The 23,752-nt window shown below is 54.2% G+C and carries 20 protein-coding genes; 15 read left to right on the forward strand and 5 right to left on the reverse strand.

Going from position 1 to position 23,752, the window contains the following annotated elements; all coding sequences use genetic code 11:
* Positions 1–28 precede the first annotated feature (28 nt).
* The 3 genes from ABO_RS05635 to cobB form a co-directional block, all read right to left on the reverse strand.
* Positions 29–859 carry an ion transporter gene (locus tag ABO_RS05635; RefSeq protein WP_011588374.1) on the reverse strand — a complete coding sequence of 277 codons (831 nt, stop codon included), beginning with the start codon at positions 857–859 and terminating at the stop codon, positions 29–31.
* Positions 860–1,137: 278 nt separating this feature from the next.
* On the reverse strand, positions 1,138–2,211 hold the full coding sequence (locus tag ABO_RS05640) for a 3-deoxy-7-phosphoheptulonate synthase (protein ID WP_011588375.1): 1,074 nt from the start codon (positions 2,209–2,211) through the stop codon (positions 1,138–1,140).
* 217 nt (positions 2,212–2,428) lie between these two features.
* Entirely contained in the window at positions 2,429–3,139 is a 711-nt protein-coding gene (cobB, locus tag ABO_RS05645; protein ID WP_011588376.1) for a Sir2 family NAD+-dependent deacetylase, read from the reverse strand.
* A gap of 45 nt (positions 3,140–3,184) precedes the next feature.
* Between cobB and ABO_RS05650 the strand changes: the two genes are divergently transcribed.
* The 6 genes from ABO_RS05650 to ABO_RS05675 all read left to right on the forward strand — a co-directional run bounded on the left by ABO_RS05650 (position 3,185) and on the right by ABO_RS05675 (position 10,025).
* On the forward strand, positions 3,185–3,559 hold the full coding sequence (locus tag ABO_RS05650; protein WP_011588377.1) for a hypothetical protein: 375 nt from the start codon (positions 3,185–3,187) through the stop codon (positions 3,557–3,559).
* A 126-nt stretch (positions 3,560–3,685) separates the two neighbouring features.
* Positions 3,686–5,218, forward strand: a complete 1,533-nt coding sequence (locus ABO_RS05655; protein WP_011588378.1) for a bifunctional GNAT family N-acetyltransferase/carbon-nitrogen hydrolase family protein — start codon at positions 3,686–3,688, stop codon at positions 5,216–5,218.
* Positions 5,219–5,556: 338 nt separating this feature from the next.
* On the forward strand, positions 5,557–5,997 hold the full coding sequence (locus tag ABO_RS05660) for a hypothetical protein (RefSeq protein WP_148201432.1): 441 nt from the start codon (positions 5,557–5,559) through the stop codon (positions 5,995–5,997).
* Between the two features lie 492 nt (positions 5,998–6,489).
* A complete protein-coding gene (locus ABO_RS05665) occupies positions 6,490–7,341 on the forward strand; it encodes a metal-dependent hydrolase (RefSeq protein WP_035458395.1) in 852 nt (283 codons plus the stop codon).
* Between the two features lie 13 nt (positions 7,342–7,354).
* Positions 7,355–8,887, forward strand: coding sequence for a flavin-containing monooxygenase (locus ABO_RS05670; protein ID WP_011588380.1), 1,533 nt, complete (start codon positions 7,355–7,357; stop codon positions 8,885–8,887).
* A gap of 391 nt (positions 8,888–9,278) precedes the next feature.
* Complete coding sequence (locus ABO_RS05675; protein WP_011588381.1) at positions 9,279–10,025, forward strand: pseudouridine synthase; 747 nt, start codon at positions 9,279–9,281, stop codon at positions 10,023–10,025.
* Positions 10,026–10,105: 80 nt separating this feature from the next.
* Here ABO_RS05675 and ABO_RS05680 read toward each other — a convergent pair whose 3' ends face one another.
* Positions 10,106–10,990, reverse strand: a complete 885-nt coding sequence (locus tag ABO_RS05680; RefSeq protein WP_011588382.1) for a LysR family transcriptional regulator — start codon at positions 10,988–10,990, stop codon at positions 10,106–10,108.
* 129 nt (positions 10,991–11,119) lie between these two features.
* On the opposite strand from ABO_RS05680, the gene ABO_RS05685 reads away from it, so the two are divergent.
* On the forward strand, positions 11,120–11,323 hold the full coding sequence (locus ABO_RS05685) for a hypothetical protein (protein WP_035458391.1): 204 nt from the start codon (positions 11,120–11,122) through the stop codon (positions 11,321–11,323).
* Between the two features lie 94 nt (positions 11,324–11,417).
* Here ABO_RS05685 and ABO_RS05690 read toward each other — a convergent pair whose 3' ends face one another.
* Complete coding sequence (locus ABO_RS05690; RefSeq protein ID WP_011588383.1) at positions 11,418–13,073, reverse strand: electron transfer flavoprotein-ubiquinone oxidoreductase; 1,656 nt, start codon at positions 13,071–13,073, stop codon at positions 11,418–11,420.
* A 464-nt stretch (positions 13,074–13,537) separates the two neighbouring features.
* Here ABO_RS05690 and ABO_RS05695 point away from each other — a divergent pair, with 464 nt between their 5' ends.
* The 8 genes from ABO_RS05695 to ABO_RS05730 all read left to right on the forward strand — a co-directional run bounded on the left by ABO_RS05695 (position 13,538) and on the right by ABO_RS05730 (position 23,736).
* Positions 13,538–14,287, forward strand: a complete 750-nt coding sequence (locus ABO_RS05695) for an electron transfer flavoprotein subunit beta/FixA family protein (RefSeq protein WP_011588384.1) — start codon at positions 13,538–13,540, stop codon at positions 14,285–14,287.
* Positions 14,287–15,216 (forward strand): electron transfer flavoprotein subunit alpha/FixB family protein, encoded by a 930-nt coding sequence (locus ABO_RS05700; protein WP_011588385.1) that lies wholly within the window; start codon positions 14,287–14,289, stop codon positions 15,214–15,216. Before ABO_RS05695 ends, ABO_RS05700 begins: the two co-directional genes overlap by 1 nt.
* Positions 15,217–15,471: 255 nt before the next feature.
* Complete coding sequence (locus ABO_RS05705) at positions 15,472–16,254, forward strand: SDR family NAD(P)-dependent oxidoreductase (RefSeq protein ID WP_011588386.1); 783 nt, start codon at positions 15,472–15,474, stop codon at positions 16,252–16,254.
* 135 nt (positions 16,255–16,389) lie between these two features.
* The gene (locus ABO_RS05710) at positions 16,390–18,486 is read left to right on the forward strand and encodes a TonB-dependent receptor family protein (protein WP_011588387.1); all 2,097 of its coding nucleotides are present in this window, start codon (positions 16,390–16,392) and stop codon (positions 18,484–18,486) included.
* Positions 18,483–19,880, forward strand: coding sequence for a hypothetical protein (locus tag ABO_RS05715; RefSeq protein ID WP_144412628.1), 1,398 nt, complete (start codon positions 18,483–18,485; stop codon positions 19,878–19,880). Before ABO_RS05710 ends, ABO_RS05715 begins: the two co-directional genes overlap by 4 nt.
* 693 nt (positions 19,881–20,573) lie before the next feature.
* Positions 20,574–22,019 (forward strand): circularly permuted type 2 ATP-grasp protein, encoded by a 1,446-nt coding sequence (locus ABO_RS05720; RefSeq protein WP_035458388.1) that lies wholly within the window; start codon positions 20,574–20,576, stop codon positions 22,017–22,019.
* A complete protein-coding gene (locus tag ABO_RS05725; RefSeq protein WP_011588390.1) occupies positions 22,013–22,948 on the forward strand; it encodes an alpha-E domain-containing protein in 936 nt (311 codons plus the stop codon). Before ABO_RS05720 ends, ABO_RS05725 begins: the two co-directional genes overlap by 7 nt.
* Complete coding sequence (locus ABO_RS05730; RefSeq protein ID WP_011588391.1) at positions 22,939–23,736, forward strand: transglutaminase family protein; 798 nt, start codon at positions 22,939–22,941, stop codon at positions 23,734–23,736. Before ABO_RS05725 ends, ABO_RS05730 begins: the two co-directional genes overlap by 10 nt.
* The last annotated feature ends 16 nt before the right edge of the window (positions 23,737–23,752 follow it).

The raw sequence follows: 23,752 nt of genomic DNA on the forward strand, positions 1-23,752 counted from the left end.
GCTAGAAGCTGGCAATCTGCCGCTGTCTTTAATCATCCGGCCCTTTCAGGGAAAGCTTGGGCAGTTCTTCGCCGCATTGCTGACAGAAGCGGGCGTCGGGGTCGTGGGAATGCCGGTAGCAGTTGGGGCATTCACGTTCATAACGCATGCTCACCCGAGCAGCAGAAATCTCTGCGGTGACGATCCCGGTGGGCACCGCAATAATCGCATAACCGGTAATCATGGCCAGTGAGGCAATCATTTTGCCAAAGCCGGTCTGCGGTGAAATATCTCCGTAGCCCACCGTGGTAATAGTCACGATAGCCCAGTAAATGCTTTGAGGGATGCTGGTAAAGCCGTGCTCCGGGCCTTCCACCACATACATCAGGCTGCCAAAAATAATAATCACCACAAACACGGAGAACATAAACACAGCGATTTTGCGCCGAGTGCGGATCAAGGCGATGCCCAGCTGGTTCGCCTCGCCCATAAACTTGGCCAGCTTCATTACCCGGAACACACGCAGTACTCGCAGAGCACGGATAGTGAGCAAGTAATTGGAGCCAGGAACCAGCAAACTAAGGTAGGTAGGGATAATCGATAACAGGTCTACGATGCCGAAAAAGCTACGGGCATAGCGCAATGGCCGCTCGCTAACCCATAACCGAACGCTGTATTCAATGGTAAACAGGATAGTGAAAAACCATTCTGCGGCGTACAGTGCTTCGCCGTATTGTTCGTGCAGGCTGGCCACACTGTCGAGCATGACCGCGACCACACTGCCCAGAATCGCCACAATCAATAGAATATCGAATAGCTGCCCGGCGGGAGTGTCGGTGCCGAAGATAATGTGCTGCCAGCGTTGCCGCAGGTTTTCCATACGTGGGTTGTGTCCTTAAGCATGAATGAACAAAGCCGGGCATATTGTGGCTTGTTCAGGCAGTGATGACTACTTAAGCCAAAATCCCTCACAGAGCCTTACTTTACCTCACCCGTTACTCAACATCGCCGGGGGGCTTTAGTCATGGCCAGGGTGTTTCCAGCAGCGCGAGCGTAACCGGCCAGACAAAAAAATAGAGCCTCAAATGAGGCTCTATTTGTGGCGGCCCAAACGTACAGGACAGCAGCCCTTAAGGCGTATTTATATACTGCGGGGCGTTATTTCTGCCGTTTGGGCAGCGCGTCGCGCAGTTTGTCGGCCATGCTGCGGATGGCTTCTTCGGTGGTGTCCCAGGCAATACAACCATCGGTGATGGACACACCGTATTCCAAATCATCCAGGTTCGGCGGGATCTTTTGGTTGCCGAATTTCAGGTGCGATTCCACCATCAAACCGAGAATGGATTCATTCCCTTCCAGAATCTGGTTGGCAATGTTTTCCATCACTAGCGGTTGCAGGCCCGGGTCCTTGTTGGAGTTGGCGTGGGAGCAATCCACCATGATGTTGGTAGACACACCGGCTTTCTCCAATGCCTGCTCGGCCAACGCAACGGACACGGAATCGTAGTTCGGCTTGCCACCACCACCGCGTAACACAACATGCCCGTACTGGTTACCTTTAGTGGTGGTTAGCGCCACGCGGCCTTCCGGGTCGATGCCCAAGAAGCGGTGGGGATGTTGCACACTGAGCATGGCATTCACTGCCACATCCAGGCTGCCATCAGTGCCGTTCTTGAAGCCCACAGGGCTGGACAGGCCGGAAGACATTTCCCGGTGTGTCTGGCTTTCGGTGGTGCGCGCGCCAATGGCGTTCCAGGCGATTAGGTCCTGCAGGTATTGCGGGGTGGTCGGGTCCAGCGCTTCGGTGGCGGCGGGCAAGCCAAGTTCCGCCACATCCAGCAGTAGCTTACGGGCGATATGCAGGCCCTCTTCCACCTTGAAGGAATCGTTCATGTAAGGGTCGTTGATCAAGCCCTTCCAGCCCACGGTAGTACGCGGTTTTTCAAAATAAACACGCAGCACCAAGTAGATAGTATCGCTCACCTCGTCGGCCAGTTTTTTCAGCCGGGTGGCGTACTCCATGGCGGCGTCCGTATCGTGGATCGAGCAGGGGCCGATCACCACAAACAGGCGGTGGTCCTTGCGGTCCAGAATATTGCGGATAGTCTCGCGGCCGCTGATGACGGTTTGGCGGGCGTTATCGCTGAGGGGCAGTTTTTCCTTCAGCGCGTTGGGCGTAATCAATACGTCCTGCGAGGCGATATTAAGGTCGTCTACCTGCTTGTCGGTCATGATGTGCTTTGCTACCTGTAGTTGCTGGAGGCCCCGTGCCCTATTTTTGCGCGGCGGGCTCTGGCTGACACTCCTTTTGTAGAGGTTCAGCAGTCTAGCGGAATCAGGCGGCTATAGAAATATCAAGGGGCCTGTCTGCGCCATAGGGTGGGGCAATCATACCTAGGGCGGGGAGCCATGCTGGCGGTCTTTCGTGATGCAAGTATGACGAACGGGATTATACCCCGGCGATCAGTTCTTCCACATACCTCGGCACCAGTTCAGTAGCCAGCCCACGCCTATGTTCGGCAAAAGCGGTGAGCTGCTGGGAGGGCTCCAAATTCAATTCCACCGTGTGCGCCCCGTGCCGGTTGGCTTCTTCCACGAAGCCGGCGGCGGGGTAGACATTGCCACTGGTGCCGATGCTGATAAAACGATCGCATTGAGACAGGGCGCGGTAGATCGCTTCCATTTGCAGGGGCATTTCACCGAACCAGACCACATGGGGGCGCAGGCAGCCCTTTGCCCCGCACAACGGGCAGGGCAGGGCCACCGTTAGGTCATGGTCCAGATCGACCAGGCCGCCGCTGGTTTGGCAGCGCCCTTTGAGTAGCTCGCCGTGCATATGGATTAAGTTACGGCTGCCGGCGCGCTCGTGGAGGTTGTCGATATTCTGGGTAACCAACAACACCTTGCCCGCCGGCAAAGCTTTCTCTAACGTGGCCAGCGCCTGGTGGGCTGCATTGGGCCTGATTGCCCCTGTGAGTAATTGCCGGCGCCGCTGGTTGTAAAAGTTTTGCACCAGCAGGGGGTTACGCAAGAACGCCTCGGGGGTGGCGACATCTTCTACCCGGTGGTTTTCCCACAGGCCGTCTGCTGCTCGGAAGGTCTTGATACCCGATTCCGCCGAGATTCCGGCGCCAGTAAGTATTACAATGTTTTCAGCCATTTAAGTACCCTGTATCCCGTTACACCCCTATTCTTGGAAGCCTCTATGGACACCATTATCGATCAACAGGAAAACCTTAGCCTGCCCCCGCGCGGCAACGTGACCCTGCTGCATTTTCATCAGGGCATGGTGTTGTTGGTGGGCGAGGACGCCGTTGGCCTGTATCGCGATCGGGTCGCCATCGACGACCCTCTGGCCAATGGTGTCATTGGCTACGAAACCATTCCAGCGCCATTGCAGCCGCAATGGAGCGAAGAATGTGGTTTTGTTCAAGAGCATCAATCCGGGTTTGTTGGCTTGAATGAAGGCGGGGTTCTCTTTATTCGCCCGGATGGCGTGGCCCTCTATCCCAGTGGCATGCATGCGTTGCAGAATCAACAAATGTGCTGGCTGATTTCCTTTCCGCCGCTTAATGCTTAACCGCGCATCACGATAAAGCAAACCCACCGTAGACTAGCCTGCTGAAACGGGGATGCGGTGGTGAAGGCAGTAGCGTTTTTTCGCGTTGCGCCGTGGTGCGTGAAGCGTCAACACAAGGAGTTATTCATGGCAGAAGAAACCACTCGGTTACGTTTGCGAACGCTGACGCACGAGGATTATCCCGCGTTGGCGCGCCTGATGAATCAGGTGTATCACGATATTGGTGGCGCCTGGCCAGAAGACACCATCAAAACCCTGATCCGCATTTTTCAAGACGGGCAGCTGGTGATTGAAGACAACGGCGAACTGGTGGCCACGGCACTGACTATCAAAGTTAAATACGACCGGTTCTCCAACCCGCATCGCTACGAAGACCTGATTACCGACGACAAAGTGCGCTCCCACGACAACAAGGGCGATGCGCTTTACGGCCTAGATGTATTTGTAGACAAGGAATACCGCGGCTATCGCCTGGGCCGCCGCTTGTACGAAGCTCGCAAAGAATTGTGCCGGGAAGAGAATCTACGTGCGATTTTGGCGGGTGGTCGCCTGCCGGGGTATACCAACTACGCTGACCAGATGCCGGTGACCGAATACATCGAGCAGGTAGAAGCCCGCGCCATCTACGATCCTATCTTGTCATTTCAGCTTTCCAACGGCTTCGACGTGAAACGTCTTATGAAGGCGTATCTGCCGGAAGATGAAGATTCTCACGGCTATGCCACGCTGTTGGAATGGGACAACATTCTCTACGAACCGGAAGACGACGACGCCGAATGGCCACGCCGCACCGTGGTTCGTGTGGGCGTAGTGCAGCGTCGTATGCGTGCTGCCCGCGACGTGCAAGATCTGCTCAATCAGGTGGAGTTTTTTATTGATGCGCTATCCGATTACCGCGCCGACTTTGCCGTGCTGCCGGAATTCTTTAGCGCGCCGCTCATGGGGCTACGGCCAGAATTGAACTCCGTGGAAGCGGTGCGCTTCCTCGCCAGCTTCACCGAAGAAGTACGCGATGCCTTGGCGGATATGGCCGTGAGCTACAACATCAACATCATTGGCGGCTCCATGCCGGTGATTGAAGATGACAAGGTCTACAATGTGGCCTACTTGATGCGTCGCGATGGCTCGGTGGAATCCCAGTACAAGATTCACATTACCCCCCACGAACGCCGTGACTGGGTGATCCAGGGCGGTGACAAATTGCAGGTGTTCGATACCGACGCAGGTAGGGTGGGTATCCTGATTTGTTACGACGTGGAATTCCCTGAGCTGGGCCGGATTCTCGCCGACGAGAAAATGGACATCCTGTTCGTGCCGTTCTGGACCGACACCAAAAACGGCTACCTGCGCGTACGTCACTGTGCCCAGGCCCGCGCCATCGAAAACGAATGCTACGTGGCCATTTCCGGCTCGGTGGGCAACCTGCCCCGGGTGGATGCGGTGGATATCCAGTACGCACAATCGTCGGTATTTTCCCCCAGCGATTTCTACTTTCCCCACGATGCCATCATCAGTGAATCGGTCCCCAATACCGAAATGCTGATGTTTGCCGATGTGGATCTGGAAAAACTGAAGCTGCTGCACCGGGAAGGCTCGGTAACCAACCTGCGCGATCGTCGGGATGATCTTTATAGCTTGGATTGGAAAAAGAAAGACTAAACCCTCAGGGCAGGGCCGCCCGGCCCTGCCTGCACTTCCCGGTCAGAAGTATGCTGTAGGAACGTAGCGTAGCGAACTAACGCACGTAGTGCGGCCCGAAGGGTGAGCGAAGCGAATACGGCGCTTGAGCCGCGAACAACCTCGCCCAAATCGCCCCCTCGCTAGACAACTGTGCCCAGACAGGTAAAAAAGAAGCCTGCGCCAAGCGCCTATAAGGAAATGCCGCCTTCCTCATATCACAGCCGCCTGGAAAGGGCGCCGTTGTAACCTGTTGAGGTTTCTGCTTTTATCGGTGGTTATGCAAATTTGATAAATGGGATATAAAGTCGGCGCGTTCATTGGATATTCGAGCGGGCTTCCTAATGCTTGTTATGTTTCCAGAATCTGGAATGTCAGTGGGGCGTAAAGTGAGTCGATTAATCATAGTCACAGGCTTGATGGCGCTAATTACTGCTTGCGCCACGTCAATGAGCCCGGCGCAGTTTGGTGAGAATTTCCCCAGAGCCACTACCTCTAAGCATTACTCAAAGCCGTCCGCCGAGGCAGCGGTAAGTGACGGGAAATGTCATATCATGGTGAAAGACAGAAAGTATGTCGCTCCAATTGGCTTGACTGTGCATGGAGATGTTAAGAACGGTGCCGTAGGTGTTGATGAATGGGTCGCTGCTGATAAAGCTAATGCATATACGATAAATAACTATGAGTGGATTTCTGTGCCAATAGGTGAAGATTACGCCACGCAATTAATTCTTTACTTTGACACGCTGCAGTGCACCTGAAGCGTCCGAAAAATAACAAGTAGGTACACGCGAAAAGCGCGAGACCAAGTCGTTTACAGGAATCAGTTGACGAATATGCTAGAAGATATATCAAAGTCAATTAGAGCAGATTTGTACGAGCGAGCCTCCAGCCCTCTGCTTGGTGCTTTTTTAACTTCTTGCCTGTGTAATCCCCCCATTTTTAACTGCCTGCATGAGTAGGGGTTAGCACGCTTGTGGTAGTCGGGCCGCTATGGGTATGGGGTCTGATATTTGGGTGACGTATGTGTTTATTCCCACCGGGGGGCTCTTTCCTCTCGGGGGAGCGCTGAAGTCGAGGGTGCCGGTCTCGTTTCATTTTTTAAAGTAAACAAAGTTTTCTTCTTTGTATCCTATTTCTTGCTCAATTTGACCCATATCAATATACGGTTACATTGTTCAATGTAACCGTTGAGGGTGTCACCTTTGTGGCCTTAGCATCCGATTAATTCGATCTGCTTAAGGGGCAAGATGATGACAATTCAGGTTGATCCGGTACGCCGGAATCTCAAATTCGGGCTGCCCGCCGGCAAGGCATTGAGCTGGAACCCCGGCGGGCTGCATGTTTCACAGTTCTATAACACCCTGTCGATTTTCTTTCCGGCGGGGGAGCGCTTCTTTATTCAGAGTGTGCGCAACTACGCTAAGGAAATCACTGATCCGAAACTGAAGGAGCAGATCTCGGCTTTTATCGGCCAGGAAGGCTTCCACACCCGCGAGCATGAGGAATACAACGACGCATTGCAGGCGGAAGGGATGCCTGTTGAGGCTCTGGATGCGCTGGTGGTGCGGTTGCTGGAGCTGGTGAAGAAGGCGCCGCGCTCGGTGCAGTTGGCGGCCACGGTGGCGCTGGAACACCTTACCGCAGTGCTGGGTGACATGGTGCTTCGTAACCCCGAATTGCTGGAAGGAGTGGACCCACATTATTCGGCGATCTGGCGTTGGCATGCCATTGAGGAAACCGAACATAAAGCGGTCTGTTTCGATGCCTTCGAGCAAATGCTGGGCAGAGGCATCAAAGCCTATGGGTTACGTGCTGGAGCGTTCTTGTTGGTTAATGCGCTGTTCTGGAGTCTCTACGTGCCCTTCTACACGATAATGGTGGCGAAGGGGGGCGGCCTGCTGAACCTGAACGGCTGGAGGAAGGTGGTCAACCTGACGTTGGGTCGGCCGGGGGTGCTGCGACGCTCTATACCGGATTGGCTGGATTTCTTCCGCCCAGGCTTTCACCCCTGGATGCATGATAACCGAGAATTTTTAAACCAGACCGAGGCGCTGATTGAGGAAGTCGCCGCCTTTCGCGTCAACCGGCTGAAAGCCGCCTGAGGAGGGCAGTGACATGACTAGTAAAGCCAAGATTCCCGCCAAGACGGTGTCGGTGGATGTGGCCATTGTAGGGGCTGGCTTCGGCGGGCTGTGCATGGCGATCAAGCTGCGCGAAGCGGGCAATGAGGATTTCGTTATTTTGGAGAAGGCTGCGCAGGTGGGCGGTGCTTGGTATTTCAATCGCTATCCGGGGGCCGCCTGCGATGTGCAGTCGCACTTGTATTCCTTTTCCTTCGCCGCCAAGGCGGATTGGACCAAGCGTTATGCGCCTCGGGACGAAATTGAGAACTACATTCTCGATACCGTGGAGCAGTATCAGCTACGGCCCTTTATCCAGTTTAACCAGGAAGTTAACGAAGCCCATTTTGATGAAACCACTGGCCGCTGGACGGTGCGCACCGCCGCGGGCATGACCATTGATTGTCGCCACTTTGTGCTCGCCTCCGGTCCGTTACATGTGCCGAATGTGCCGAACATCAAGGGACTCAAGCGTTTCAAAGGCAAGGTGATGCATTCAGCCGAATGGGATCATGGTTATGACTTGGTGGGCAAGAAGGTGGTGTCCATCGGTACGGGTGGCAGCGCCATTCAGTATTGCCCGGAAATTGCCCCCAAGGTGAAGAAGCTATCGGTGTTCCAGCGTAGCGCGGCGTGGGTTATTCCCCGTGATGAACGCGGTTACTGGGGTATTCAACGGCGGTTGTTCAAGCGCTTCCCGACCCTGCGCAAACTGCACCGGGCGCGCCTTTACTGGGGCAATGAGTCTCGGGTGGCGCCAGCCTCCAGCCCTAAAGCCGCACGGCTGCTGGGTGCCCTTTGTAAACAGTTCATCCGCCTGCAAGTGAAAGACAAGAGGCTGGCGAAGGCACTGACACCTGATTACACCTTCGGCTGCAAGCGGGTACTGATTTCCAACAAGTGGTTCCCCATGTTCAACCGTGACAATGTGGAGCTGGTTACTGCCGGTATCCGCGAGGTGAAAGCCAACAGTGTGGTGACGGAAGATGGGGTAGAGCATGACGCGGATTGTATTATTCTCGGCACAGGGTTTGTGGTGGATCCACGTATCTACATGAAAGACTTTCCGCTGACCGGTTTGCCGGGCCATGATCTGAATAAGGACTGGGCCGAATCTGCTGAAGCACATTATGGTATTACCGTCAGTGGTTACCCGAACCTGTATATGCTGGTGGGGCCAAACACTGGCTTGGGCCATAATTCCATTCTGTTCATGATTGAGTGCCAGGTGAGATACGCCTTGCAATGCATGGCGCTGCTGCGAGAGGAGGGCGCGGATTATTTGGATGTGAAGCCCAAAGCGCAACAAGCTTTTAATGCCAACGTGCAGCGCCGCCTGCAAGGCACCACCTGGACCTCCGGTTGTACCAGCTGGTATCAACAGGACGATGGTAAGAATTTCGCTCTGTGGCCGGGCTCCACGTTGCGCTACTGGCTGGAAACGCGCAACGTGCAGTCCACGGATTATGAGTTTGTGTGCGCGAATGCCGATGCCGAAGCCGAGGCGGAGGTAGAAGTAGAGGCCTGAGGGAGGCTTGCGTTAATGTGTGAACGAGGGGCAGCAACCTAAGCTGCCCCTTTTTTTGTGGATGGCTTTTGGGCATTGAGTTGCGCTGCGATAAAAGTACAGCGCAGTCGCTAGGCGCCCGCTCAGGTCTCCCAGACAGCAAGACAGCAAGACAGCAAGACAGCAAGACGGCAAGATGGCGGATAGGCAACTCGCTGGCCGTCGATAACAGCAGCGCGGTGCACGCTTTGAGAATCGGTTTTTTATTTAGCTACCGGATCATCGGGCGTTATCAGTGTGACGCTGAGAGTGGCCGTAACAGCGCAGAGGACAGCGTGAGAAAAGTGTAAGAGTGATGCTTGATTGAGCTTGCCAGCCATGGGTATGTCGCTTCCGGCTACGGGAAATCTGTGTGCTCGGTTATCATGTGTTGATGACTTCTCGACACCATCGCCTAGACCGTTTTCTCAGCGCCCGACTGCAAATGAGCCGAAGCAATCTGCGGCTGTTGCTGGCTGCCGGGCGCGTGCGGGTAAACGGGCAGGTGGAGCGGGATCGGCAGCGGCGAATTGGCCTTTTTGATGCGGTGGTGTGCGATGGTGAAATTCTGCAGGCGAACCGGCCGCGTTATTTGATGATTAACAAGCCTGCGGGGGTCGTCAGCGCTACCCGAGATGAGCACCACCCCACGGTGCTGGAGCTGCTGCCAAGGGGCCAGCGTGAAGGGCTGCATCTGGCCGGGCGGTTGGATTTTAATTCCACAGGGTTGGTGTTGCTGACCAATGATGGTGCCTGGTCGCGTCGCTTGAGCTTGCCGGAAACGGGCCTCTGGAAACATTACCGGGTGAGTGTTGATAAACCGTTGAGCGATGAAGATGTAGTGTCATTTTCGCAACGTATGTGGTTCGACTTCGAGCAAATTTACACCCAGCCGGCCAGGCTAACGATTCGTTCTTCTTTTGAAGCGGATGTATGGCTTCACGAAGGCAAGTATCACCAGATTAAGCGAATGTTTGGGCGTACTGGGAAGAAGGTAACGGCGCTGCACCGTTTGGCCGTAGGCCGCATTCAGTTGGACGCTTACCTGGCACCGGGGGAAAGCCGGGAGCTGACCCAGGCAGAGCAGCAAACGGCTTTAGATCCAGAGCCAGTGGAGTAAAGTGCGGTTGTCTTTGGCTTGAGCCGTGAGTGTGTTTCGCCTGCATTGTCTTGAGGTTGTGTCAGGGCAGGAGGTTGCTGTTAGCGTCGCCGCGCGCGGAAAGCTGCGCGGACGTGGCCAGCCAGTACTTGGGTGGCGGACCCTTCTTCGCCGCGGTACAGCATGGCGATTTGGTAGTCGCCTAGTGCGGGTAAGGCGTATTCGTCACCTAGTTGCTGCAACGGTGGCTGGGTCAGGCTGAGAGGAAAGGGGCCAATGGCCAAATCAGCCTGCATGGCAGCCTCCTGGCCGGCACAGTGCTCGCTGATATAGGCAATGCGGTAGCGGTGTTGGCTGTGGTCCAGCGCCTCCAGTGCTATCTTGCGCCACGGACAACCCTGGCTGGCCAGCGCCAGGGGCAAAGGACTCTGAGTGACCGCGATGCCGCCTTGTGCTCCGGCCCATACCAGAGGTTCGTTATGCACCACCTCCCCTCGGGCTGGCCGCCCTTGTTTACCCGTCGTTACCATAATCAAATCCAGCTTTCCGGCATCGAATTGTTGCAGCATGTCGGCACTGCGGCCAACCAGCACATTGACTTGAACGGCGGGGTGAGAACGAGAAAATTGTGTCAGCACCTGAGGCAAGATGCGGGTACCAATATCATCGGGTGTGCCTAGCCGCACGGTGCCTTCCAGCTCCGGGGCAGTGAAGTGGCTAATGGCTTCCTGGTTCAGTTTCAACAGACGTCGGGCATAGCCAAGCATGGCTTCGCCCTCTGCCGTTAGGCTGACCCGCCGCGCTTCGCGTAGGAACAGCCGCTGCCCCACCTGTTCCTCCAGCCGCTTGATCTGCATGCTTAAGGCGGAGGGGGTGCGAAAGACCTCGCTGGCGGCTTGTGTGAAGCTTTCGGTTTCGGCAATGGCCACGAAGCTGCGCAGGATTTCCGTATCCAGTAAGGGTTGGAGGGGGGCAGGGGACGGCATGGCTGACCTTTCAGAAATTTTGAACAGTGGATGCAGTTCTTTTCGATTTACTGATCATAAACCCGATTGCATCATGGGGGCCAATCACAGCCTAGCCACGCCATATTGTCATCGGACAGGGAGGAGACCATGAAGCATAACGAAGCCCAGAGGCTTGCAGCCCCGGTAAGGACTCAATCGCGCAAGCCAGACTTGCACATGCCTGCTATGCCACCGTTGGCAATGATGGATGCGCTGGATTACCGCATCCGCTTGGCGTGGTATCGCCTGCGCAAGAACCGCGCGCAGCACCGTGCTCAGATTATTCAGCGGTTACAACGTCCTCTAGCCTGAAACCTGAATGAAGGTGGCTGCTGCGGCCATAACAAAAAAGGCGCCTGAAAAGGCGCCTTTTTTGTTTGCGACACGGAAACCGTGTGAGCCCAACTTACATGTTCGGGTAGTTGGGGCCGCCGGTACCTTCAGGTGCCACCCAGTTGATGTTCTGGGTGGGGTCCTTGATGTCACAGGTCTTACAATGAACACAGTTCTGGGCGTTGATTTGGAAACGTTTGTCGCCGGTGTTCTCGTCTTCCACCACTTCGTATACACCAGCCGGGCAGTAGCGCTGAGCCGGCTCGTCCCACTTAGGAAGGTTAACTTCCAGCGGCACGCTCGGATCTTTTAGCGTTAGGTGACAGGGCTGATCCTCTTCGTGGTTAGTGTTGGACAGGAATACGCTGTCCAGTTTGGCGAAGGTGATTTTGCCGTCCGGCTTCGGGTAGTCGATCTTCTTGCTTTGATCCGCCGGCTTCAGGGTGGCGTGATCCGGGGTGGTATCGCGCATGGTGAAGGGCAGTTTGCCGTTGAACAAGTTGATGTCCACAAAGGCAAAGGCGGAACCGATCAGGTTGCCGAACTTGTGCTGGGCCGGGCCGAAGTTACGCTGGGCGTGCAGTTCTTCGTAAACCCAGCTTTTCTCGAAGGCGTCTTTGTATTCGGTCAGCTCGTCGCTGCCACGGCCACCTTTAAGTGCTTCAGCCAGAATTTCAGCGGCAATCATGCCGGATTTCATGGCAGTGTGAGTGCCCTTGATCTTGGCAAAGTTCAGGGTGCCGGCATTACAGCCTACCAGCAGACCACCGGGGAAGGTCATCTTGGGTAGAGACTGCAGGCCACCTTTGGAGATAGCACGGGCGCCGTAAGAAACACGCTTGCCGCCTTCCAGATGCTTTTTGATTTCCGGGTTGGTTTTCCAGCGCTGCATTTCGTCGAACGGCGAGACGTGCGGGTTGGAGTAGGCCAAGTCGGTGATCAGGCCCAGGGCAACCTGGTTGTTCTCGATGTGATACAGGAACGCACCACCCGGGGAACCGGATTCGGTGAGCGGCCAGCCAGCGGTGTGAACTACCAGGCCTTCTTGATGTTTGGCCGGATCGATATCCCACAGCTCTTTGATACCGATGCCGTAGTGCTGCGGATCGGTTCCTTCGCGCAGGTTGAATTTTTCCTGCAGCTGCTTACCCAGGTGACCACGGCAGCCTTCCGAGAATATGGTGTACTTGGCGTGCAGCTCCATGCCAGGGGTGTAGCTGGGCTTGTGCTCGCCATCATGGCCGATACCGGAATCGCCGGTGGCAATACCTTTTACAGAGCCATCTTCGTTGTATAGCACTTCGCTAGCGGCGAAGCCTGGGAATACTTCGATGCCAAGGCCTTCGGCCTGGTCACCCAGCCAGCGGCACAGATTACCCAGGGAAATAATGTAGTTCCCTTCGTTGTGCATGGTTTTGGGAACGAACATGTTGGGTACTTTCTGTGCTTTTTCCGGGCCGGTGAGAAAGAAGATTTCATCACCGGTGACCTTGGTGTTCACCGGCGCACCCAGTTCCTGCCAGTTGGGGAACAGTTCATTCAAGGCGCGTGGCTCAAGCACGGCACCGGAAAGAATGTGGGCACCGACTTCAGAGCCTTTCTCTACAACAACAACACTGATTTCCTGACCGGTTTCCTGGGCAATTTGCCCCAGACGGCAGGCGGTTGCCAGACCGGAAGGACCGGCGCCAACGATGACTACGTCGACTTCCATAGATTCGCGTTCCACAGCCTGTCTCCTCACTATCAATTGCGTGTTTGGCCCGCAAGCCACTGAGAAAGATGTTCTGACATTTGCGGTAACAGAAAATCTTTCTCAATGGCCGGCCGAGACCTATCTTAGGGTGGCGCGGAGTATATAGAGATAGAAGAAACCACACCACTACTGGGGTTGACCCTGCGGACCTTAACTTGTGTCAACTTTTGAACCGGCGCAGGGCACTTTCAAACAAGTGTTTAGATTATCTCTTGCTAGATGGTTGATTTACAAGAAAATCACCGACTGGCAGGTCACGAAAAGCCGACAATGTATGTGGTCTATTTGCAGCAAAATCATCTCCTTACGGATTTTTGGGCTATTGACCTGTTGTGGGCGAGCGTTCAAGATAGCGGCTCTTTCGCGGGGGTGGACCCGGCAACGGCGTCATGTCGCCTCCTTCTACAAGTCACCCAATGGAACATTCCGAGGATCCTATGAAGGTTCTTGTACCCATCAAGCGAGTCGTTGATTACAACGTCAAGGTTCGCGTGAAGGCCGACAACTCTGGCGTTGATCTCGCCAATGTTAAAATGGCCATGAATCCCTTTTGTGAAATCGCTGTAGAAGAAGCAGTGCGTCTGAAAGAAAAGGGTGTGGTTACCGAAATTGTTGCCGTTACCGTCGGTCCTAAGGCCGCTCAGGAACAGCTGCGTACTGCCATGGCTCTGGGCGCCGACCGCTCCATCTTGGTCGAAACCGATGAAGAGGTTCAACCTCTGGGCATTGCTAAGGCACTGAAAGCCATCGTTGATGAAGAGAAGCCCGAGCTGGTTATTCTTGGCAAGCAGGCTATCGATGGCGACAACAACCAGACCGGCCAGATGCTGGCTGCGTTGGCTGGCATGCCGCAGGGCACCTTCGCTTCTGAAGTGGATGTGGCTGACGGTAAAGTGAAGGTTACCCGTGAAGTCGACGGTGGCCTGCAGACTGTTGAGCTGAGCCTGCCGGCAGTGGTTACCACTGACCTGCGTTTGAACGAGCCGCGTTACGCGTCTCTGCCGAATATCATGAAAGCCAAGAAAAAGCCGCTGGACACCAAGACAGCCGCTGATCTGGGCGTTGACCTGACTCCGCGTGTGACCACTGAAAAAGTGGAAGCTCCGGCTGAGCGTCAGGCTGGCATTATCGTTGGCTCCGTTGACGAGCTGGTCGAGAAACTGAAGAACGAAGCGAAGGTGATCTGATGAGTGTATTAGTTTACGCCGAACACGATAACGCCGCGCTCAACAAGGTCACCCTGAGTGTGGTTGCTGCTGCTAAAGAAATTGGCGGCGACATCACTGTGCTGGTAGCTGGTAAAGGCTGTGGCCCTGTTGCTGAGGAAGCCGCTAAAATTGATGGCGTTTCCAAAGTGCTGTGCGCAGACAACGATGCCTACGAGCATCAGCTGGCTGAAAACATTGGCGATCTGGTTGCTGAAGTTGCTGGCGATTACAGCCACATCTTGGCTGCTGCCACTACCACCGGTAAGAACTTCGCGCCTCGCGCGGCGGCTTTGCTGGACGTGGCTCAGATCTCTGAGATTTCCGACGTGATCGATGCGGATACTTTCAAGCGTCCGATCTACGCTGGTAACGCCATTGCGACCGTTAAATGTGGCGATGCCAAGAAAGTGATCACCGTGCGTGGTACTTCTTTCGATGGCGTTGCAGCAGAAGGCGGTTCTGCTTCTGTTGAGAACATCGACGTTGCTAAAGACGCTGGCATTTCTTCCTTCGTGGGTGAAGAGCTGGCCAAGTCTGATCGTCCTGAGCTGACCTCTGCCGAGATCGTAATCTCCGGTGGTCGTGGCATGGGTAACGGCGAAAACTTCGAAATTCTGTACAAGCTGGCTGATAAGCTGGGCGCTGGCGTGGGTGCATCCCGTGCCGCCGTTGACGCAGGTTTCGTTCCTAACGACATGCAGGTCGGTCAGACCGGTAAAATCGTTGCGCCGAACCTGTACGTTGCTGTGGGCATCTCCGGTGCCATCCAGCATTTGGCCGGTATGAAAGACTCTAAGGTCATCGTTGCTATTAACAAGGACGAAGAAGCCCCCATCTTCCAGGTGGCGGACTACGGCCTAGTGGCTGACCTGTTCGAAGCAGTACCGGAGCTGGACGGCAAGCTGTAAAGCGCGCCTTCCGCACCAAAAAAAACCCGGCCTTGTGCCGGGTTTTTTGTTTTTGACGTTGGGCAAAATACAATCGTGGCTATTGGATCCAAAAGTGTGAACAACGGTTATTGGTTATTTCAGATTCAATATTGTTGCTCGTTATAAATAACAGTATGAATGTGGGCGGAACACCCACATACCGTAAGGCGGTTTCGCGTTTTTGAATCTTGAACTCATTCTTCTGGGCAGGTTGAAAGCTACAAGAGCAAAGCAATGCAAATTTTCAATGGAAAAACGGCACTGGTCACCGGTGCCTCCAGCGGCATTGGTCAGGAGCTCTCTCGTCAGCTTGCGGCGATGGGATGTAACCTGATTTTGGTGGCTCGCCGTACTGAGCGGTTGGAAGCGCTTGCGGCTGAATTATGCAGGGTGTCTGTTTGCGTAATTACGTCAGATTTGGCCGACCCTTTGGTGCCACAGCAGCTGTTTGATGAGGTGGCCCGCCGTGGTCTGAAGGTGGATATTCTGATTAATAATGCGGGCTATGGGTATCAGAAAAACCTGTTGGAGTTATCGCTGGAACAAACACTCGGCATGCTAGAGGTGAACGACCGCGCTTTGCTGGCTCTCACCCGGTTATTTGCTGAGCCCATGGCGGAGAGGGGTGAGGGATGGATTTTGAATATCAGTTCTGTCTCTGCTTGGTTTCCGATTCCTGGTATGGCGACTTATGCTGCCAGTAAGGCGTTTGTGCAAACACTGGGCCGTGCTTTACACGAAGAATTGAAGCCTTGCGGGATTGTCGTCACTACCTTGAGTCCAGGTGGTACCCGCACCGAATTTTCCAGCAAGGCCCGTGGGGAAATGGATCCGTCGCTGCAGAGAACCATGATGGCAGTGAGCCCGGTGGCTCGTGCCGGTTTGGTAGGCCTTGCCAAAGGGAAGGCGGTGGTGATCCCCGGCTGGCTTTACCGTTTAATGACGTTCATAACACGTTGCCTGCCTGAACGTTGGGCGGTTCGACTTGCTGGCAGTGTGATGGGGCGTCATCGCTAGGTTTAGGCATTGTTTGTCCCGTTTTTTGTTGCGTCGCTAATCGCGACAACAACCGTTCTGCCGCGACAATTCGCCGCATTAGACCCTCCTTATGAACCACTATACTCGCGACCTACTGTTATTTCGGGGAAGGTCATGAGAAAGCCGTTTTTATTATTATTTTGCCTTACGGCACCCGCTTGGGCTAACCAGCTGGATCCCGTGCTCGTGAATGACCAGCCAGAGCACAATACGCTTTCTGTCTCTCCTGAAGTTCGCCGTAGTGAGTTGTTTGTAGAAAGCCGTTCAGTGGGGGTGCTGGATGTGGAGAGCATTGAAGATGGCCATGTGGCTAATCAGGAAGACCTTTTCAAGCGGACCCCTGGTGTTTGGGTTGCTAATCAGAATGGCGGCGATGATGTGTTTCTGTCTATCCGGGGCTCAGGGCTGTCCACGACCAGTTTTGGCCGGGGTATCGTTAGCTATCAGGATGGGGTGCCCCTATCACGGCTGGATAATGGCACGACCAACCAGTTAATCGATCCGTTGTCTTACCGTTATGTGGAAGTGTACCGGGGCGCCAGTGCACTGACGCTTGGCGCATCGGCTCTGGGTGGTGCTATTAACTATGTCAGTGAGACAGGCCGCACCGCACCGGGTATTCGGTTGCGTACCGAATTGGGTGATTACGGCTGGCGGGCCAACCGCATTACCCTCGGGGGCAAGAAAGGCAATATGGATGGTTACCTGTCCTTGAGTCAGTCTGATTACCGGGGTTACCGCGATCACTCCAGCCAGTATAACAAACGTGCCTCTGGTAACTTCGGTGTGCTTTTCGATAACGGTATCGAAAACCGGACCTATTTTTCTTCGGATGACGCTCAGCTGGAGTTGCCTGGCAGTATCCGCCGAGACCGCCTTGAAGACGATAGTCAGGAGGCTGGGGCATTTAATAAATCGTTCGATACGGATCGAAACTGGCGCGCAATCCGTTTGGCCAACCGTACTCTGATTCCTCTGGCGGGGGATCAACAACTTGTGGCCAGTGTCTTTTATAACCGGACTAACCTTGATCATTTGCCGACCCCTTTTGTGGGGATTATTGATAACAGCAGTGAGTCTATTGGTGGCGCAGTGGATTATCGAAAGCACTGGAGCAAAGGGCATACCTTGCTGGCGGGGCTGCGATATTCCTATGGCCATGACGATAACACTCGCTTCCAACATGCACAGAACGGTAAGCAAAAGGGAAATCAGTTCCTCGATGATGTGTTTCGTGTGAAACAGGTGGAGGCTTATGCTGAACAGCAATGGCAAGTCAGCGATCGCTGGCGGGTAGCGCTGGGGGCGCAATGGGTCGAGTCCGAACGTAGTTTGGATGATCTGCAAGCCAGCGTGCCGCCATTGTGCAGTAACTGCCCATTCTTTCCGCAGCCTTCCGGTGAGGCTGTGGACGACAGTTATACGGTGGATATGGGGGGCTTTTCCCCGAAGCTGGGCTTAAGCTTTACCCCGTTAGCAGGGCAAACCCTGTTCGTTCAGGTAGCACAGAGTATCGGTATGCCCTCCGGCTCAGAGCTAGGGGCACAGCCTGTGCCCGGATTACGCTTGGAGCAGCAGGAAGCCACCACCATCGAGCTTGGTTGGCGTGGCGTGGGTGATGTGCTGGACTGGGATATGGTGCTTTACCACGCCAATGTTGAAGATGAGCTGCTTAATATTGAAGTAAACGATGTGACAGCATTGTTCAATTCCCCCACTGATACAATTCACCAAGGGCTCGAAGCGGGTATCACTTGGCGCCTTCCCGGCAAAGAAAATGTGGCGCTGCAGACGGTCTACAATTGGTCCGATTTCACCTTTGATGACGATCCGATTTACGGAGACAATCAACTACCCGGCATTCCTGAGCACACTATTTTTACCGCCTTGCAGTGGCGCCCTTCTGCCCAGGTTTTGGTTGAGCCGAATCTGCGTTATGTCAGTGGTTATCCGCTCACCTATACCAACAGCGGTGGCCGCTATTGGGAAACCGCGGGCTATTCGGTTTGGGGGTTGCGCTTGAGTCGTGAGTTCAACAACGGTCTGAAAGTATATTTCGATGGCCGCAATCTGGGCGATAAAGTGTATGCCAGCACCGGCAGTATCAGCACGGCACCGGCGTTAGCCTCTCCGTTTAATCCCAACCCAGTGGCCAGCGTTACCCCCGGTATTGGCCGCTCACTTTATGTCGGCGCGGAGTATCGTCTGTGATGCGTTTTCTGATGACTTGGCATCGCCGCGCAGCCTGGTTAGTCGCGGTGCCATTGATGTTATGGTTACTGAGCGGGCTGTTACATCCCTTGATGGCGTGGGTGTTGAAGCCGCCTATGGAGGGCCACCAAATTGTTAGGCCTTTGCTGCCTAGCGCGGCTGAGGTCAGGCCGGTTGATGTTTTGCTGCAGGAGAAGGACATTGATGCGGTCACGAATGTTCAGCTGCAACAAATCGACGGAGGTTGGCAATACCGGGTAGTGGAGGCGGGACATACTCAACCGCGTTACTTTCATGCCGATAGCAGTGAAGAAATCGCCCATGGAGATCGTTTGCACGCCATCTGGCTGGCCAGAATGCTGGTGGATGATCCTGATGCGGGCATTCTTTCTGCCATACCGTTAGAGCAGTTCAGCAATGAATACCGTGAAGTTAACCGTCTGTTGCCCGTTTGGCGGGTGGCACTAGAGCGTGAGGACGGATTAACACTGTACTTGGATACGGAGCAGCAGCGGCTAGCCAGTGCGGCTACCTGGGGTCGGCGACAAGCGCTCAAGGCATTTTCTTGGTTCCATAGCTGGCACTGGTTGCCGCACGCCGCGCGTACTCCCGTGGTGCTGCTGTTTTCCGTTCCCTTGCTATTGATGTCACTGGGGGGGCTGATACTGCTCGTTCGGCGCTGGCGCCATTTAAACAAGGGCAATGGCGTGCGTCGTTGGCATCGCTGGTTGACTCTGGTCGGTGGGCTCTCTTTGTTTGGCTTTGCCAGCAGTGGTGTACATGTGGCGATTGATAAATTGAATCCGCCGCAATGGATAGATTTTCGGGATGACACGCTAATAGCAGTATCTTCATTGGCGACGAATCCGCTGATGCTAATGGATCGTGCAGTGGCGGTACGGCCGGTGCAAGTGGGTGACGACGTGTTGTGGCAATTCCAACAACAGGGTGAGAACGGCGTGACGGCACTGCAGTATGTTAATGCCGTGAAGGGCGAGAAGGTGACCGGTGCCGATGAAGCCTATGCGAAGAAACTGGTAGAGCGCTTTGTGGGTGAGTCCGTTGAGGTCCGAGACACAGAGCTACTTACGAAATTTCGTTTTGATTATCCTAGTGTCTACAAGCGTTTACCGGTGCGCAAGTTGTCGTTGGTGAATCAGCCGCAGCTGGCCATGCTGGTGGAAACTCGCAGTGGCCATATGGCTAACGAAGTCACTCCTTCTTCCATTCTACGTGCACTGCATTTCATCAATTTACATAAGTACCATTTCGTGGGCCGCCTAGGCCTATCCCCCCCGCAGCGAGATGCCGTAATGGTGGTTCTGGTGTTGCTGATCCTTGCCGCACTGGTGTCCGGTATGCTGCTAGCTTGGAGGAGATTGGGCAAAGGTTAAGCGCGTTGGCTGGCGACCAGCTTATCGCTATTGCAGCACGTTTAACCTGTGCCAGTGTGGCCACCCAGTCCCTGGGCCGTTTCTTCGGCCCGGGAGCAATTTCGCGCTACTTTTGAGTAGCGCGACACCTCTTGTGCCTCTTGGGCAAAGCTACTCTGCCGAAGGGGGTGGCTATCGACAATGCGGGAGTGTTCGCTATGCAGCACGCTCACGCTACCGGTGCTGAGTCAGATCCCGTTCCGTTGTTACTGTTTGCGTGATCACCATTGTGTGTCTTGCACGCTCGCTGATATCTCCCTGTCATGGCGTTGATGTAGTGTGGTTCCTTGAATTTTCGGTTCAACTCGCCGTTTCCTGTACCGCGGCAGGGATTATCTTGTTCCTAGCAATTTTGATGGAGCAGGGCAGGGCGTTGCCTCCTAGCCACAGCCAGGCCTTAAGCGAGTTCGAAGGGGTATAGAGCCCGCATCAATCACTTCGCCACCAGCCTGGTAATGGTGATGATGGTGGCCAGAATAGTGCATTAAAGCCATGTGTTTTTTTGCTTTGCACTTTATTGGCCCTTGGTAAGCCTCTGTGGTGATTTTTTACAGGCTAATGGGGGCATGTTTTGGCACAGGACTTGCTGCTTTATGCATTAGCAATACAAAAAGGACGATGCTTTTAGCGTGCTTCATTAACAGGGACGATGCCATGCGTTCATTACAGTTGCCGGCAGTGCCCGGTTTCGATGAGATGATAGCGCCGGGCGGTGAGGTGCGACCTCACTACACGAGCTACCATGATTGGTTGCTCCGACAGGACCGAAGCTTACTGCTACGTAAGCGCAAGGAAGCAGAGCTGCAGTTTCATCGTGTTGGGATTACGTTCAATGTTTACGGCGAGGAGAGCGGCACCGAACGACTTATCCCGTTTGATACCCTGCCGCGTGTCTTACCTGCCAGTGAGTGGAGTTTGTTGGAACGCGGTGCTATTCAGCGTGTTCAGGCACTGAATCTATTCCTGCATGATATTTACCACGACCAGAATATTATTCGCGACGGGCGTATTCCCGCAGAGCAGATTTTTGGTAATGCCCAATATCAGCCCTGTATGCAGGATGTTGACCTCCCCAATCAGGTCTATTCGCAAATCAGCGGGGTCGATCTTATTCGGGATGGTGAAGGATCTTGGTTTGTATTGGAGGACAACCTACGTACCCCTTCGGGGGTAAGCTACATGATTGAAAACCGGCGCATGATGATGCGCCTTTTTCCTGAATTGTTCGCCGGGCAGAGCGTGGCGCCAGTTGAGCACTACCCAGCATTGTTGCTGGAGACATTGCAGCAAAGCGCCACTCACAGCCATCCCTGCGTTGTGTTACTTACCCCGGGGCAGTTTAACAGTGCTTATTTTGAGCATGCCTTTTTGGCCCAGCAGATGGGTATCGAATTGGTAGAAGGCGCTGATCTGTTTGTAAAGAATGGTTATGTCTATATGCGGACTACCGCGGGCCCGCAGAAGGTGGACGTGATTTATCGGCGTATCGATGATGCGTTTCTTGATCCACTCGCGTTCCGTTCGGATTCCATGCTCGGCGTTCCCGGATTGATCTCGGTTTACCGTCAGGGGAACGTGGTGCTGGCCAATGCGGTGGGTACCGGAGTGGGCGATGACAAATCTATCTATCCCTATGTGCCGGATATGATTCGATTCTATCTTGATGAGGAACCGATTCTCTCCAATGTCCCTACTTGGCAATGCCGAAAACAGGACGATCTGAAGGTAGTGTTGGAAAAATTACCGGAACTGGTTGTTAAAGAGGTTCATGGCGCCGGTGGTTACGGGATGTTGGTGGGGCCAGCAGCCAGTCAAACAGAAATTGAATCGTTTCGAGCGCGGCTGTTAGCGGATCCCGATAATTACATTGCACAACCCACTTTGTCATTGTCTACATGCCCGGTGTTTGTTGACGAAGGTATTGCCCCTCGACACATTGACCTGCGACCTTTTGTGCTCAGCAGTAACGAACCCCGAGTCGTACCCGGTGGGCTGACACGGGTTGCGCTTAAGCCCGGTTCCTTGGTTGTTAATTCCTCACAGGGTGGTGGTACCAAGGATACTTGGGTTTTGGAGAGCGGGGAGGACAGCACATGCTGAGTCGTACGGCATCCGACCTATACTGGCTATCACGTGACGTCGAACGGGCAGAAAATACCGCCCGGGTGCTGGACGTGGTGTGGAATCTGTCACTGATTCGTTACGCGGTCGATACCCAGCAGGAAATTACGGCGCCATTGTCCATTACCGGTACCTGGGATGACTATAGCGCCCGTTATGGCAAGGTAACCACGAATAATGTGCTGTACTTTTTTACCCTTGACCCTGACAGCCCAGCCAGCATTTATTCCTGTCTTCGCCAGGCCCGAGCCAGTGCTCATGCGGTGCGAGGAAAAATCACTTCAGAAATGTGGGAAAGCGTTAACGGTACTTGGCTAGAGCTCAAGGAAATCAGTCAAACCGGGCTGCAGAATTATGGCGAAACCGCTTTCTTTGAGTGGGTGAAAAATCGATCACACCTGTTCCGTGGGGCTACCTATGGCACCCTGATGAGAAGCGATACTTTTCGTTTTTTACGCTTGGGGACCTTTATTGAAAGGGCGGATAACACCGCTCGTATTCTCGATGTTAAACACCGGGAAGAAGAATCGGAGAGTGACTCCACGGTGGATTATTACCGTTGGCATGCCTTGCTACGTTCATTGGGAGGGTACGAAGCTTTTCGCGAAATGTTTAGTGAAACTATTAATGCCGAGCGCGTTGCCGAGTTGTTGATTCTCAGGCCGGAAGTTCCCCGGTCGTTGTTATCGTGTCTGCAAATGTTGTGTGAGCTTCTGCCTGCCATTGAAGGAGAGGCGGGACTTGAGGCTAAACGCTTAGCTGCTGTGCAACTTGCTCGTCTTCAATATGGCGACATGGGGCATATTCTTGAGATTGGACTGCATAACTACCTGACTGATTTCTTGCGCCGGATTAATGAACTGGCTGACACCATTCAGAGTGAATACCTGGAGCTGGTATGGAATTAACAATACGACATAGCACGGAATATCGTTATTCGGAACGGGTTAAGCACAGTACCCAGTACCTGCGGCTGACCCCCAGACCTTCGCTACGACAAAAAGTGCTGAACTGGACAATGGACTTGCCTGAACATGCGGAGAAAGTATCCGATGGGTATAACAATATCCTCCACGTGCTTACTCTGGATAGGCCCCACCAGGCTATTAATCTGACGGTACATGGACAGGTTGAGATTACGGATGAGGATAGCGAAGATGCCGATCAGCGCCTTTCTCCGCTGGTCTTTACACGTAATACCTCGTTGACAAAGGCGGATGATTGTCTGGAAGAGCTAGCTCACCGATATGATGGCATGTCAGCGGAGCGCCATTTGGAAAATCTGAGCGAAGCAATACTTAGTGGCATGCCTTTTACACCAGGGGCAACACACGTAGGAAGCCGTGCCAGTGACGCCTGGAGCTTGCAGAAAGGGGTGTGCCAGGATCATACCCACGTATTTTTGGCGTGTTGCCGTGCACTGGGAATGCCTGCGCGTTACGTTAGCGGTTATCTGTATAGTCGCGATTCAGAGCATGTGGCTAGCCATGCATGGGCTGAAGTTTGGCATGATGACAGTTGGCATACCTTCGATGTTACCAATCAAACCTGTTTGCCGCGCCAGCATTTGAAACTGGCGGTGGGCATGGATTACCTAGATGCTTGTCCTGTTCGTGGCGTCCGCTTCGGGGGTGGGGTAGAGTCGCTCGAAGCTGTGGCATGGGTTAGCGAGACCGTGCCTTCACAATCTCAGTGATGACACGGAGTAGCTC

It is taken from the genome of Alcanivorax borkumensis SK2 (assembly GCF_000009365.1).
In the GTDB taxonomy this organism is placed as follows: Bacteria; Pseudomonadota; Gammaproteobacteria; order Pseudomonadales; family Alcanivoracaceae; genus Alcanivorax; species Alcanivorax borkumensis.